Origin of the sequence: Paraburkholderia haematera (genome assembly GCF_905220975.1) — a bacterium.
GTDB lineage: Bacteria > Pseudomonadota > Gammaproteobacteria > Burkholderiales > Burkholderiaceae > Paraburkholderia > Paraburkholderia haematera.
This window is the reverse complement of record NZ_CAJNBK010000004.1, coordinates 103,950-117,825: the sequence shown is the minus strand read 5'-3', so window position 1 is coordinate 117,825 and position 13,876 is coordinate 103,950. Positions and strand designations below refer to the sequence as shown.

Annotated in this window: 10 protein-coding genes; 6 read left to right on the top strand and 4 right to left on the bottom strand. The window is 62.3% G+C overall.

Going from position 1 to position 13,876, the window contains the following annotated elements; genetic code table 11:
* Nucleotides 1–71: 71 nt before the first annotated feature.
* From KHO23_RS10220 to KHO23_RS10210, 3 genes are all read left to right on the top strand, one after another.
* Nucleotides 72–3,374: an autotransporter gene (locus tag KHO23_RS10220; protein WP_211610899.1), complete on the top strand. Its 3,303-nt coding sequence runs from the start codon at nucleotides 72–74 to the stop codon at nucleotides 3,372–3,374.
* Nucleotides 3,375–3,545: 171 nt separating this feature from the next.
* Entirely contained in the window at nucleotides 3,546–3,839 is a 294-nt protein-coding gene (locus KHO23_RS10215) for a DUF1330 domain-containing protein (RefSeq protein WP_211610898.1), read from the top strand.
* A gap of 344 nt (nucleotides 3,840–4,183) precedes the next feature.
* Nucleotides 4,184–4,897, top strand: a complete 714-nt coding sequence (locus KHO23_RS10210; RefSeq protein WP_211611168.1) for a phosphonate utilization associated transcriptional regulator — start codon at nucleotides 4,184–4,186, stop codon at nucleotides 4,895–4,897.
* 59 nt (nucleotides 4,898–4,956) lie between these two features.
* Here the strand turns inward: KHO23_RS10210 and KHO23_RS10205 are convergent, their stop codons facing one another.
* The 4 genes from KHO23_RS10205 to KHO23_RS10190 all read right to left on the bottom strand — a co-directional run bounded on the left by KHO23_RS10205 (nucleotide 4,957) and on the right by KHO23_RS10190 (nucleotide 10,358).
* The gene (locus KHO23_RS10205; RefSeq protein ID WP_211610897.1) at nucleotides 4,957–6,345 is read right to left on the bottom strand and encodes an FAD-dependent oxidoreductase; all 1,389 of its coding nucleotides are present in this window, start codon (nucleotides 6,343–6,345) and stop codon (nucleotides 4,957–4,959) included.
* 69 nt (nucleotides 6,346–6,414) lie between these two features.
* A complete protein-coding gene (locus KHO23_RS10200; RefSeq protein ID WP_211610896.1) occupies nucleotides 6,415–8,142 on the bottom strand; it encodes a putative 2-aminoethylphosphonate ABC transporter permease subunit in 1,728 nt (575 codons plus the stop codon).
* Nucleotides 8,139–9,230 carry a putative 2-aminoethylphosphonate ABC transporter ATP-binding protein gene (locus KHO23_RS10195; protein ID WP_211610895.1) on the bottom strand — a complete coding sequence of 364 codons (1,092 nt, stop codon included), beginning with the start codon at nucleotides 9,228–9,230 and terminating at the stop codon, nucleotides 8,139–8,141. Before KHO23_RS10195 ends, KHO23_RS10200 begins: the two co-directional genes overlap by 4 nt.
* 117 nt (nucleotides 9,231–9,347) lie before the next feature.
* Entirely contained in the window at nucleotides 9,348–10,358 is a 1,011-nt protein-coding gene (locus tag KHO23_RS10190; protein ID WP_236066783.1) for a putative 2-aminoethylphosphonate ABC transporter substrate-binding protein, read from the bottom strand.
* Nucleotides 10,359–10,628: 270 nt separating this feature from the next.
* Here KHO23_RS10190 and phnA point away from each other — a divergent pair, with 270 nt between their 5' ends.
* From phnA to KHO23_RS10175, 3 genes are all read left to right on the top strand, one after another.
* The gene (phnA, locus tag KHO23_RS10185) at nucleotides 10,629–11,864 is read left to right on the top strand and encodes a phosphonoacetate hydrolase (protein ID WP_211610893.1); all 1,236 of its coding nucleotides are present in this window, start codon (nucleotides 10,629–10,631) and stop codon (nucleotides 11,862–11,864) included.
* Between the two features lie 13 nt (nucleotides 11,865–11,877).
* Nucleotides 11,878–13,332: a phosphonoacetaldehyde dehydrogenase gene (gene phnY / locus KHO23_RS10180; RefSeq protein ID WP_211610892.1), complete on the top strand. Its 1,455-nt coding sequence runs from the start codon at nucleotides 11,878–11,880 to the stop codon at nucleotides 13,330–13,332.
* A 215-nt stretch (nucleotides 13,333–13,547) separates the two neighbouring features.
* Nucleotides 13,548–13,856 carry a hypothetical protein gene (locus KHO23_RS10175; protein ID WP_211610891.1) on the top strand — a complete coding sequence of 103 codons (309 nt, stop codon included), beginning with the start codon at nucleotides 13,548–13,550 and terminating at the stop codon, nucleotides 13,854–13,856.
* The last annotated feature ends 20 nt before the right edge of the window (nucleotides 13,857–13,876 follow it).

Here is a 13,876-nt window from a genome sequence, read left to right as displayed (position 1 = left end):
CACCCTGCCTGGGGGTGTCACACGCGCTCCATACCGTGACTTCAACTGCCGCTCGTTGAACGCCACGCACCATGTCCGACATCCACGCAGTACCGCACCTGCCTCATACGCCCAATACGGAAACGTCCGAGGCACCCGGTCATCAAGCCGGCGAACCTGCCGTACCGCCGGCCACAGGCGCACCGCAGGCTCGGCCGCTGGTCGACGAGACGCTGCTGGGCAAGCTGGGCAATAAGCTCTCGCGGACCGGCGCACGGTTACGCGCGAGCAAGTTCGACATCAGCACCGCGCTGTCGCAAGCGAGCCGGCACGGCAAGCCGTTTGCGCCGGCGGATTTCACCGCGAACGGCGAGCGTTATGCCGCCAAGCCGGTCGTCCCTTCGACCGCGGCGGGAACGCCGCTGGTCAAGAGCGAGCGGCAAAGCCGGCAGGCGCTTGGCAAGACGGCGCGCGCTTCGTCGTCTTCGGCTTCGGCTTCGGCGTCCTCCGCCTCTGAGGCCGGACGCGCCGCAGGGCCCGAAAACGAAGCATCGACGATCCCGTTCGACGCGATGTCAGGCGAGGCCGCGTTGAGCGACTACGTGCGCCGTCAATTACCCGGCCCGTCTGGCGATCTGCTCTCACAAGCCGATCTGTCGCATCGGCTGGCCGCGCTGAGCGGCCCCGATGCCGCCCGCGACACCCACCGCGGCGCGCTGCTGGCTCAGGCGTTGCATGGCGCGAATATCCGCGACGCGCGAAGCGCCAACGACATGCTCGACGCCCTCGAAAACCTCGACTTCGCGCACATGGACACGGCCCGGTCGACGACGCCCGCGGAGGCCGGCGCCTGGCAAGTCGCGCGAACGCTGGCGCGCACCGATGCCGGCTTCGACGCGCTCAACCAGTTGCGCCATGGCGGCCAGCCGCCGCCGGGCCATGCATCGACTCAGCTGGCGCAACGCATGATGCTGCAGGCCGCCGACGCGCTCGACCCACCGCTGCACGGCGCAGGCCCAGCGCAGGATCCCGCGCCAGCCGCGGTCGCCGCACGCTCAAAGCCCGCCGACGGCACGCCGCTCAACGAAACCCCGCTCGCGTGGCAGGCCTACAACGCTGCGTCGACCTTGAGCACGCAAGGGCGTGATGCGTTGAACGCGGATCAGAAAGGCGCGTTCTTCGCGTGGCGCCAGAACTTTCGGGAAGACGGACGCGGCAGCGAGTTGTCGCAGGCCCGTGAGCGTCTGAACAAGTTTTCCGCGAAGACCATCGACCGGGTCGGCGAAAACCGGTGGAAGACGTTCTTGCCGCGGCTGGTCGGCAAGCGCAGCTCGCCGCTGTCGGCGCTGCGCTTCGGCACGCAAGGTGTACCGCGCAAAACGATCGGCGCCGAGCAGGGAAAACTCGAGGAGGCGATGCGCGGGTCGTTGGAACCGCTCTGCGAGCGTCCCGAGATGCGGGCGGCGGCGGCGCTTTCGCATGCGCGTCCGGAGCAGTCGATTGCCGAGCTCGCGGCGCTGCATGTCTGGCTCGAATCGGGCGGCTTTCCGAACGGCAAGCTCGATGCCGATCAGTTGCACAGGGTCACCGAACGCGCTCAGCAACTCTGCGCGGAGTTGCAGCCGCGCGACGTCGGTTCGCCTGCCACGCTCGCGCGTCTGCAAACCGAAACCACGCGCTGGGCCAATGCCGATCCGCACACGCTCGCGCGCAGCAAGCCGTTCAAGTCGATTGCCAAACAGCCATTCAATCCGGAACGGCTCGCCTCGTGGGGCAAGGTCGCGAAGGTGCCCGCCGATTCGCCGTTCTGGTCCCATGTATCGACCCTCAAGGACAAAGCGCGGCCACCCGCGCCAGCCGCGGATGCGGACAGCACCGGCGCAGTCCGGCAAACGCTCAAGGACGTCGCGCACGATCTGCAATCGAGTTCGCGCCTGCGTCTGACCGACGGCCGCCGCGTCGGCCTGAGCACGCGCGGGTTGTCGGCGAATCTCAGCAAGGTGCTGCACACCGGCGGCGTGCCGATCGCGCCACGTCTCGATCTGCGCGCGTCGAAAACCCGTGAAGCGGTCGTCGAACTGAGCCGTGGCACGCACGGCGTCGAGATGTTCGTCGGCACCGCCAAAACGCAGGTGCGGCATGCGGGTGTCGGCGTGCTGGTCGGCTACGACATGGACGTCGGCCTCACCCAGATGCGCGCCGGCCTGACCACCCAGGCCGTATTGCACTCGCAGGAGTTGTCCGAACCGAGCGGCGTGTCGCTGCGCGTGGCGCGCCGCGTCAATCCGAACGGCACCGGCTACGACGACGGCGCCATGCGCGAAAAACTCGAAGGCATCATCGACCATGTCTTCGACGAAACGACCCAGGCGCATGACGCCAACTCGGGCGGCTCGCGCGGCACCTGGAACCGGCTCGCCGAGCACTATTTCGACGACCCGGACGTGTCGGTCAGCTGGACCGATACGGTGGCGCGCACGGTCAAACGCGGCGCCTCCGCCGATGTCGGTTTGTCCGTGAGCGTGCCGAAAACCGGTTCGCCGTTTCGCGCGGGCCTGAACGCAGGCATCGGCTACGAGAAGACCGCGAAACAGACGCTCGACTCGAACGAGCAAAGCGGGCGCATGCAAGTCGAGCAGCATCGGGTGGGTGCGGGCTCGCGGCTGATCGGGCGGCTGAGCGGCACCGTCAGCGCGACACAGGCGGTCGGCGCGCACAGTTCGAGTGTGGGCATTGGCCTCGTCTCGCTCGACGCGCCATCCGCGACCGTGACCTTCAACGACGACAGCCACCTCGCCAAAGTGCAACTCGTGCGCGAAGACGGCGCGCTGATGCATCGCGCGTGTCTGCTCGACACGGAGTATTCGAGCGCCGAAACCTACACGCGCGCGCTCGATGCGAGCCGTGACCAGTGGATCGGCCTGTTCACCGAGCAGGTGAACGACGAACAGGAAGGCGAGCGGCAGGACGCGCTGCTGAACGGCAGGCCCGAGCCGCAGCTACCGCCGGCGCGCACCCTCGCCGAACAACGGCTCGACCGGCACCTCGGCGACGTGAAGGCGAACCGGCGGCCGAACCAGACTTATTTCCACCGCTATCGGCTCAAGCGCGGCGCGGCGAAACAACTCGATATGCTGGCGGCGATGTCGAAGCAATTGCCGCCGGGCGAGCAGGCGGCGGGGCATGCGCAAATTGACGGGAAAGTGGACGCGATTCTTAACGATCCGGCTTCGTGGATGCCGATCGAACTGAAGGTCAAGGAGCGGACCACCAGCACGCGGAGCCCCGGCTTGAATTTCGCGCTGCAGTTGAACACGCAGACGAGCGCGACGGGAGACCGGGAGTTGTTTGCGGAGAGTATTCCGTTTGCGCTGGTGGATCGGCTGGATAGTTGAGGTTACGGTTGGAGCGGGCGTCCCGCGGGGACATACGGGTCATTTATCACGCTAAGGCTGAATACCGGTCATCACCTCGTCCATCAACGGCATTGCCGATCGATGACATAATTCCCTCGCCGATGTTTGCAACGCAACCATCACTTTTCGCCCCCAAACAAGGAGATTCAAATGAGCAAGGGATATTGGGTGACCGTGTATCGCGCGATCAAGGACCCGTCGAAGCTGGCAGCGTACGCGCAGCTGGCAGCACCTGCGGTGGCAGCCGCTAGCGGCAGATTCATCGTGCGCGGAATGGCCGACGAAGTTCGTGAGCAAGGCCTGAAGGAACGAACTGTCGTGATTGAGTTTCCGAGCTACGAGCAGGCCGTTGCCGCCTATGAAAGCGATGCCTACAAGAAAGCGCTTGAGGCCTTGGGCGATGGCGCCGAGCGCGATCTGCGTATCGTCCGCGGCGCTGAGTAACGCGCACGATTCGGCGGATATGCCCAGCGCGAGACGTTGCGCTTCCGAGCAGACCGGCCAGCAGAATCTCTCAGCGAATGCGCCGGTCAACCGCCACGCTTGACCTTAATCGGCTCGATCGGCTCGATCGGCTCAATCGGCCGCCGCTGCCTGCACGAGCGCGCCGACGCCATCGATGGCTTTCATCAATTCTGCAGGCGCGCCATGCCGCGCCTGCAGAATCGGATGTAAGCGTAGACATGGGTTCCTCCAGTATTGACGATTGTTGACAATAGACAACGTGCCACGTTATGGTCAAAGAAGCCGACGGTCCGTTATCCCATCCATTGTTTTACTCGCCGATCATGACCACGCCAACCACGTCTAGCGCCATCGAACTGCTGCAGCGACATTCCCTTGCGACGCTAGTGCAGGAAACGCTCGAACGCAGCATCGTCTCGGGAGAATTCGCTCCCGGGGAGAAATTGAACGAAGTCGAAGTTTCCACGCGCTTGAACGTGTCTCGCGGGCCACTGCGCGAGGCGTTCCGTGCATTGGAACAAGCAGGTCTGCTAAAGACGGAGAAAAACCGTGGCGTCACGGTACGCGCGCTGTCGCTACGCGAAGCCGAAGAGATTTATGAAGTGCGTGCCATGCTGGACGAATCGGTCGTCCGGGCACTGGCCAATCGCATGACGCCCGAAACGCTTGCAACGCTCAAAGGCATCATCACGTCGATGAAAGCCGCGAAGAAGGATCACGACCTCAAGCGCTATACGGCACTGAACGTCCAGTTGCACGATGCCATGGTGACGGGTGTCGGCAACCAGCACCTGATCGACACCTATCGGCATCTCGTGCGCCAGCTTGGCTTGCTCCGCCAGGCCGCAATCGAATCGGAAAAGAGTGCGCTGGCGACGTCGGTCACGGAACACGAGAAAATCGTCAACGCGCTCGCCAAGGGCGATGCGGAGCGCGCCGTCACGCTCGTGCGCGAGCACGTCGCGCACGGCCTCGCGAGAATGCGGCGCGCCCACGAGCACTGGGCAGCGTCCGCCAACACGACCGGCAACACCTGAGGCCAACCCTGACGGATGTGCACGCGCCCCGCGCTCAATGCTGCGGGGCCGCCCTCGTACTAAGCCTTATCTGACTTCCCTGCAGCATTGGCGAGCTTGCTCAGCCATCGGTCGACCATCCACGGCTGCTTATCTTCGTCTTCCGCGCGCTCCTTGCGCCGAATCGCGTCACGTACGGTAATCGAGCCCACGAAGCGGATCGGTTCGGGCGGGAAATAACCCAACGGTCCGTTCGTCAACGGGCTGCGCGTCCATTCATTGTCGAGTTCGAGCAGCAGCGAAGACAGGATCTGGCCACCCATATAGGTCGGTCCCACACCGTTACCGGAATAGCCGAATCCATAGAGCACGTTCGGCGCGTCGTCGAGCCGGCCGAAAAACGGAAAGCCCGTCACCGAGCGATCCGACGGGCCGTTCCAGCTCGCCGTCACCGGCACGTCGCGCAACGCCGGGAAGAAATCGTGCAGGCTGCGCGTCAGATCGGCTTCATACGGCGAGCGCTGATCGAACACCGGCGCGATCCGGCCGCGCCAGGCAAACGTATTGCCGCCCTTGCCGAGCATCAGCCGACCGTCCGCCGTGCTGCGGTAGTAGTAGACGAAGATGCGTGAGTCGAGCACCGATACCCCATCTTTCAAGCCGATTCGATGCAGCAACTCCGGGCATTTCTCGGTGACGATCATGTCGCTGGAGACAACCGCCAGCGTGCGTTCGAACTGCCGGAAGCGGCTCGCCATCCATGCATTGATCGCGAGCACCAGTTTGGGCGCCGTGACGCTGCCTGCAGGCGTACGCACGGTCACGCGCTCGCCCGAAGTGAAGTCGAGCATCGGCGTGCGTTCGAAAATTCGAATCCCCATTTCGATCGCGACACGACGCAATCCGCGCACGAGCTTGCCGGGATGAACCGTTGCCGCGACCGGCGAATACACGCCGCCGAGATTACGTGCCGAACCGGAGCGGCTCGCCACTTCGTCCGGTGCGAGATGTTGATACGAATTGATGCCATGCTCGCTCAATGCGTCGATCACCGGGTCGAGCAGGCCGATCTGTGCACGCGAGGTCGCCGTGTAGAGCGTACCGTCAAGCCGAAGTTCGGCATCGACGGCATGCTCGACACAGAAGTCGCGAATCTGCCCAACAGCAGCTTCGGACGCTTTCACCAGCCGGATTGCCTCGGCCTCGCCAAACAGACGCCGCAGCGTGAAGAACTTCGTCGACCACGTCAGCAGACAGCCGCCGTTGCGCCCGCTTGCGCCCGCACCGCACAGGTCGCTCTCGATGATCACGATGTCGAGATCGGGTTTTTTCTGCTTGGCCTGGATGGCTGTCCACAAACCAGTGAAACCACCACCGACGATACAGACATCGGCTGTCGTCGTGCCTTGCAGGGCGGGCGCCAGTGAACCATCGGCGAAGAGTGCTTGTTCAATCCAGAACGGACGCATGAATTGCTCACATTGATACAACGGTTTAACGCCACGCGGTGAAAAGAAAGGCTTCTCCGCGCTCTTGTTTCAGCCACGGCGCGAGGTGCGCCATGCCTGGGTCCTGCGCAATACGCCATGCGACACGCAGGCAAACAGCACACAAGCGAAGGCCGCCGTCACGAGGACCAAGGTAGCCATCGCCGCGGCCGGCCCCATCTGTCCAGCGTCGTCGAGATTGAGAATGGCGACGGAGGCCGGCTGCGTGTCCGGTGAATAGAGAAACGCGACTGCCGACACCGTCGTCATGCCGTTGACGAACAGATAGCGTGCGATCTGCAGAATCGACGGCAGGCACACAGGCACGGTGACGCGCAAAAACGTCTTGTAGAAAGGCACTTTCAGCGAAGCCGAGACCGCTTCGAACTCGTTGTCGATCTGACGAAGCGCGGTAACCGCGGTCAAGTGGCTCGACGAGTAGTAGTGCACCACGGTGACGATCGCGAGCAGCGCGAGCGTGCCGTAAAGGCCGTTCAAAGGATTGGCTGGCGAGTTGAACAGGAAGATGTAGCTGATGCCGAGCACCAGACCCGGCACACCCATCGGCAGGATCGCGCACAGATTGATAAACCCGCGTAACCAGCGCGGCCCGCGCGTCTTCTCGACCAGATACGCGCCGCCGAACACGATGATGGTGCCGCCGATCGCCACGCACGCGGCCATTTTCAGGCTGTTCTTGTACGCATCGAAAATGCCGGCGCCAATCAGTCCCATCTTGTAGTGCCGCAAACCAAGACTCATCTGATACGGCCAGAACTTCACGAACGAAGCGAACACCGAAATACCGACTACCGCCAACAACAGCATGCAGACGATCGCGCAGTACCCGAGCATTGCCGTGTCGAAGCCGCGCGCGGGTTTCGGCTGGTAAGGCGTCGAACGCGCGCCGAGTTGCGATTGCTGCTTGCGGCGAATGAAGAAGTCGACGGCGAACGCAACCAGTGCTGGGCAGAGCAGCAGCAGGCTGACCACCGCGCTCCGGTTGAAGTCCTGCAAGCCAATGATCAGCTTGTAGATGTCGGTGGAGAGTACCGAATACGGTCCGCCGATCACGACGGGCACACCGAAGTCGTTGATGCAGATCGTGAACGAGACCATCGTCGCGCTGATCAGGCCATATTTCGCGCCCGGCAGCGTGATCGTGAAAAATTTGCGCGTGCGGCGTGTGCCCATTGCGTCGGCCGCTTCGTATAAGCGCCCGTCGGACAGCGATAGCGCCGTCACAAGAATCATCAGTACATGCGGAAACGCGGCGTAAACGAGACTGCATACGATGCCCGGCAGCCCATAGATCGAATGCCCGTGAAGCAGGGGCTTCAGGATGCCCGAGTTACCGAACCAGTAGATGAACGACACGGCGGACAGCAGCGTCGGCGCGAGCAGCGGAAGCAGCGCGACCGTGCGGACGGCGTTCTTCATCGGCATGCACGAGCGGGTCAGTGCATATGCGAACGTAAACGCCATCGGAATCACGATCGCCGTCACGAGGCACGCCACCGTGACCGAATGCAGGGTTGACGTCCACACGCCGGAATTCACCAGATAGCCGGTGAAATTCGCCAGTCCGACAAAGTGACCGTCTGCATCGACAAAGCATTTGCCGATGACCAGGGCCAATGGGACCAGCAGAAACATGCCGAGAAACGTGGACATCAGCACGAGGGCCAACTGCGCGATCCAGTCATGCCAATGGCTTTTCTGGCGCACCTCGGCGTGACCTTCCTCACCGCTACGGCGCTCGATCAGAACGGCGCTCATTGGAGTCGCTCCTTCGCGGCGGAGAAGACGCACACGTGTTCGCGGTTGATGGCCAGATTGAAACGCGACCCCGGCTGCAGACGGGTGCGATGCATTTCATGAAACGACAGGTCGGCGACGATCTCCTGCTCGCCCAGCCCGTCCACCTTGAAGCTGACCCGGCAGAACGCGCCCAGGAATTCCAGTTTCTCGACAGAAGCGGGCAGCAGGTTGTCCGCCTCGCTGCCCGGGGCGCTGAGGTGAATGTCTTCCGGCCGCACGAACGCCGACACTTTCGAACCCAGAGCGGCACGCTCCGAACCGCACCCATAGCGCAGCGCGATGGAACCCGCCTTGAGACTGCCGTCGCGCGCCACCTCCGCCGGAATCAGATTGACCTTGCCAATGAAATCGGCAACGAATGGCGATGCAGGCTCGCGATAGATTTCGAGTGGCGTGCCGATCTGCTCGATCACGCCCTGATTCATCACCACGATCCGGTCGGCCATCGAAAGCGCTTCTTCCTGGTCGTGCGTCACCATGATCGTGGTCACGCCGAGGCGCTGCTGCAACTGGCGGATTTCCTGGCGCAACCGCACACGCACGCGCGCATCCAGCGCCGAGAGCGGTTCGTCGAGCAAAAGCAGGCCCGGTGAAGTGGCGAGCGCGCGCGCCAAAGCGATACGCTGCTGCTGGCCACCCGACAACTGGTTCGGATGCTTGCGCTGCGCATCCGGCAAACCGACCAGTGCGAGCAGTTCGTCCACACGATCGGCGATCGCCGCGCGCTTCATCCTGCGATTCACAAGGCCATAGGCCACGTTGTCGAAGATGGTCAGATTCGGAAACAGTGCGTACGACTGAAACACAATGCCGTAGTCGCGAAGTTGCGGCGGCAGACGCGAAATATCGCGGCCGTCCTGCATGATCTGACCGGCGCTCTGCGTTTCCAACCCGGCAATGATACGCAGCAACGTGGTCTTGCCACATCCCGACGGCCCGAGAAAGCAGAGCATCTCGCCTTTCTTTACGCCAAGATTGATGTCCTCCAGAACCGGCGTGTCGTTGAACCGCTTATAGACCCGCTGCACGCTCAAATACGCTGTCATCTGCTCCTCCGCTTCCTTGCCCGCGTGGCGGCGACGCACTGCCGCTGCATCGCCGCATTGTTCGGGGGCCGCGCGGCGCGCGCCCCGGCGCTCGTCAAGACCTGGCTGAACCTGGTCTTACTTCTGCTCCTTGTTGCCGTAGCGCTTTTGCCAGTCATCGAGAATTGCGTCGCGGTTCTTTGCGGACCAGGTGAAATCGTTCTTCACGAGCAGTTCTGAATAGTTATCGGGGATGCCCGAGAGTTTCTTTGCCACGCCGGGGTACGCGACAATCGCCCACCACTGCGCGGTGATTTCATTGGCTTCCTTGCTGGCCATAAAGTCCGCGAGTTTTTTGGCTGCGTCCGGCTGCTTTGTCGTCTTCATGATGCCGGTCGCTTCCATGTCCCAGCCCAGCCCTTCTTTCGGGAAGATCAGGTCGATGGGGGCGCCTTGCGCCTGCAACTCGTGCCCGCGGAATTCGAACGAGATACCGATCGGAAATTCACCGGTGCCCGCCAGCGTGCAGGGCTTCGAGCCCGAATGCACGTATTGCGCGACGTTCTTGTCCAACGCGTCCATGTACTGCCAGCCCTTGTCCTTGCCGAAGGTTTGCAGCCATGACGTGACATCGAGATAGCCGGTGCCGGACGACACCGGACTCGGCATCACGATCATGCCCTTGTAGACCGGCTTGGTGAGGTCTTCCCACGACGTCGGCTTAGGCAGGTGGCGCTTTTCAGCTTCGACGCGGTTGTAGCAAACCGTCGCGCCCCATACGTCCATACCGACCCAGTGCGGCGGGGTATTCGCGTCGCTGTACTTGCGCGTCAGACTGTCGAAACCCTTCGGCGCGTAGGGCATCAGCATGCCCTGCAGATCGAGCAGCGTCAGGCTGGACGCCGCTAGCCCGAGCACCACGTCGGCACGCGGATTGTTCTTTTCGGCGAGCAGTTTGGCCGTGACCGCGCCAGTCGAATCGCGCACCCAGCGGATTTCGATATCCGGATTGGTCTTTTCGAACGCGTCCTTGTACGGCTTCATTGCTTCGTCTTCGAGCGCCGTATAAACGAGCAGCTGCGTTTTCGCGTGCGCGAACTGGACTGCGCCGAGTGTGACGGTGGCGGCCACCAGACAACGTAGCGCCATATTCAAACGACCTCTGCAAGCTTTAAACCCCGACTTTTCCTTCATTTCCAGACCCCTTGAGAAAGTGGCGTCGCGGCCAGCGACGAAAACGACCGGTGCTACGGGACCACAGCGTGTTGCAACCCTCCTGACGACTGCTTTCGGCGACTTGAAATAGTTGTCTGTTGTTGACAATCTACAAAGCATCAATTTTAATGTCAAGTATTGCCTCACATTGCCACACAACGCCACATCGCCATCACCCGACTTACCTAGCCAAGAGGACACGTCATGAGCGCAACACCGGTTTCCATTGAAGTGAACGGCCGCACCTACAACTGGATGCGCCGACCCGTCGTCGTGGTCTGCGTAGACGGCTGCGCGTATGAATATCTGGAGATGGCGGCGGCGGCAGGGGTCGCGCCCTTTTTGGCCACGCTGCTGCGTCCCGGCACTTCGCTCAAGGGCGAATGCGTGGTGCCGAGCTTCACCAACCCGAACAACCTGTCGATCGTGACAGGCGTGCCGCCCGCCGTGCATGGCATTAGCGGCAACTACTTTTTCGATCGCGACAGCGGCACCGAGGTGCTGATGAACGATCCGAAGTACCTGGTCGCCCCTACCGTGCTCGCCGGTTTCGCCGAACAGCGGGCGAACGTGGCGGTGGTCACGGCAAAGGACAAACTGCGCCGGCTGCTCGGCAAAGGTCTGAAGGGCATCTGCTTCTCGGCGGAGAAAGCCGACGAAGCGACACTCGAGGAGAACGGTATCGACAATCTGCTCGAGCTGGTCGGCCAGCCAGTGCCGAGCGTCTATAGCGCGGAATTGTCGGAGTTCGTATTCGCAGCCGGCGTGCGGTTGCTCGAAACCCGCGATATCGATCTGATGTACCTGTCGACCACCGACTACGTGCAGCACAAATGCGCCCCCGGCACCCCCGGCGCCAACGCGTTCTATCAGATGATGGATGGCTATCTGCAGCGGCTCGACGCGCTGGGTGCGATCGTCGCGCTCACCGCCGATCACGGGATGAACGCGAAGCACAACGAAGACGGCGAGCCCAACGTGATCTATCTGCAGGAGCGCTTCGACGAGTGGCTCGGCGACGATGCCGCCCGCGTGATCCTGCCGATCACGGATCCCTACGTGGTGCATCACGGGGCGCTCGGATCGTTCGCGACGGTCTATCTTCCCGCCTCGGCCGACCTTGAAGCGACGCGCCGCCGGCTCGCAGCGGAGCCCGGCATTGAACTCGTGCTGACGGGTGCGGAAGGCTGCGCGCGTTTCGAACTTCCGCCTGCGCGCATGGGCGACCTCATCGTGATCTCAACGCGCGACGTGGTGCTTGGCACGCGGCGCATCAAGCACGATCTGTCCGGGCTCGACGTGCCACTGCGCTCGCATGGCGGTCTTGCTGAACAGATCGTGCCGCTCCTGTTCAACCAGCCCGTCGCGAAGTCGGTCGGCGAGCGGGCACGGCTGCGCAACTTCGACATTATCGATATCGCACTCAATCATCTTCAATGACCGGGGATCGGAAATGAACGCTGTGGCTGAAATGAAGGTTCAATGGCAGGTGCGTCATGAAGCGTTGCGCATTGGCGGCGAAAAAGTCTTTCGCGACGAAGTGATCGAGGTGCGCAACCCTTACGACGGTACGCTGGTCGGCACCGTGCCGAAAGCGACGCTCGAGGACGTGCGCCGCGCGTTTGAATTCGCGCGCGCGTATCGCCCGGCGCTAACCCGCTATGAACGAGCCGCAATCCTGCGCCGCGCGGCCGATGCAGTGCGTGCACGCACCGAAGAAATCGCCGCCCTCATCACGGCGGAAGCCGGCTTGTGCAGGAAGGATTCGATCTACGAAGCCGGCCGCGTCGCGGATGTACTGGTTTTCGGCGCCGGCGAAGTACTGAAGGATGACGGCCAGATTTTCTCGTGCGACCTCACGCCTCACGGCAAAAAACGGCGCGTCTATACGCAGCGGGATCCGCTGCTGGGCGTGATCTCCGCCATTACGCCGTTCAATCACCCGATGAATCAGGTCGCGCACAAAATCGTGCCGTCGATTGCAACGAACAATCGCATTGTGGTGAAGCCGTCGGAGAAAGTGCCGCTGTCATGCTATCTGCTTGCCGACATTCTCCATGAGGCAGGCTTGCCCGTGCAGATGCTTCAGGTGTTGACGGGCGACCCGGCGGTGATTGCCGACGAGTTGATCACGAACCCCGCCATCGATCTCATCACCTTCACTGGCGGCGTCTCGATCGGCAAATCGATCGCCTCGCGCATGGGTTACCGGCGCGCTGTGCTCGAACTGGGCGGAAACGACCCGATCATTGTCATGGAAGACGCCGATCTCGACGAAGCCAGTTCGCTCGCCGTGTCGGGCTCGTACAAGAATTCGGGCCAGCGCTGCACAGCCATCAAGCGCATGCTGGTACACGAGTCGGTTGCCGACCGATTCACGGATCTCGTTGTGGAAAAGACTCGCGCCTGGAAGTATGGCAATCCGGCGGATAGTTCAGTCGATATGGGAACGGTGATCGACGAAGCTGCCGCGCAGTTCTGCGAACGGCAGGTCAACGACGCCTTGTCGCGCGGCGCCCGCCTGCTTGCGGGCAACCTCCGCGAGGGCGCACTTTACTCGCCGACGGTTGTCGATCGTGTCACACCCGACATGCCGCTCGTCAAGTACGAGACGTTCGGACCCGTATCGCCGATCATGCGTTTTGCCAACATCGACGAAGCGATCCGCATGTCGAACTGCACGGACTACGCGTTGTCATCGTCGGTCTGCACGAACCGGCTTGACTACATCACGCGGTTCATCACCGAACTGGAAGTGGGCAGCGTGAATGTGCGCGAAGTGCCCGGCTATCGGCTCGAACTCACGCCGTTCGGCGGCGTGAAGGACTCGGGACTCGGCTACAAGGAAGGGGTGCAGGAGGCGATGAAGAGCTTTACCAATACGAAGACCTACTCGCTGCCATGGTGAGTGCGAATGAGTGCGAGATGAGTGCGGGTTAAGTGACGGGAAGCGCTGACGCGCTTCTCGTCATTCAACCATTCTGCCTGCAAGGCGACGGTTAAGGATTCCCTGACCCCAAGTTCAGCATCGACCGCCCGTTTTTTCTCGATCTCCCGACAGCACTGCGATAACTGGCCGAATACGATGAATACACGTCGATCGTCCTTGAGTTGAGTGCTGTCATGTTCCCCTACCTGTCCGAGCGAGAAAACTCTATCGAGCATATCAACGCGATGTGCCTGCACCTTTTCGACCTGTGGTGCGAAAGCAGAAGCGTCGCGCCGCTGGCGCACCTGCTAAGAGCCTGGCCGCTGACGAACAGCGATCCCGAGGCCCTCCGCCGCCTCGCCAATGCACTACGCGACCTCAGACGACACCACCTGTACGACACTAAAGGGGCCTCGTTTCAGGAGCTCTGCGAGGTATCGGATTGTGTCGAGGATCTGCTTGCCCTGTCGTCCCTATCGACCTGGGCGACGGGCAGCGCATAGCGCGACTGGAGACACCGGAC

Excerpts from the sequence above, each read along its gene's own strand:
- phnA (WP_211610893.1), top strand. The coding sequence starts at position 10,629 with ATGAGCGCAACACCGGTTTCCATTGAAGTGAACGGCCGCACCTACAAC.
- KHO23_RS10210 (WP_211611168.1), top strand. The coding sequence starts at position 4,184 with ATGACCACGCCAACCACGTCTAGCGCCATCGAACTGCTGCAGCGACAT.
- KHO23_RS10205 (WP_211610897.1), bottom strand. The coding sequence starts at position 6,345 with ATGCGTCCGTTCTGGATTGAACAAGCACTCTTCGCCGATGGTTCACTG.
- KHO23_RS10220 (WP_211610899.1), top strand. The coding sequence starts at position 72 with ATGTCCGACATCCACGCAGTACCGCACCTGCCTCATACGCCCAATACG.
- KHO23_RS10175 (WP_211610891.1), top strand. The coding sequence starts at position 13,548 with ATGTTCCCCTACCTGTCCGAGCGAGAAAACTCTATCGAGCATATCAAC.
- KHO23_RS10190 (WP_236066783.1), bottom strand. The coding sequence starts at position 10,358 with ATGGCGCTACGTTGTCTGGTGGCCGCCACCGTCACACTCGGCGCAGTC.
- KHO23_RS10200 (WP_211610896.1), bottom strand. The coding sequence starts at position 8,142 with ATGAGCGCCGTTCTGATCGAGCGCCGTAGCGGTGAGGAAGGTCACGCC.
- phnY (WP_211610892.1), top strand. The coding sequence starts at position 11,878 with ATGAACGCTGTGGCTGAAATGAAGGTTCAATGGCAGGTGCGTCATGAA.
- KHO23_RS10215 (WP_211610898.1), top strand. The coding sequence starts at position 3,546 with ATGAGCAAGGGATATTGGGTGACCGTGTATCGCGCGATCAAGGACCCG.
- KHO23_RS10195 (WP_211610895.1), bottom strand. The coding sequence starts at position 9,230 with ATGACAGCGTATTTGAGCGTGCAGCGGGTCTATAAGCGGTTCAACGAC.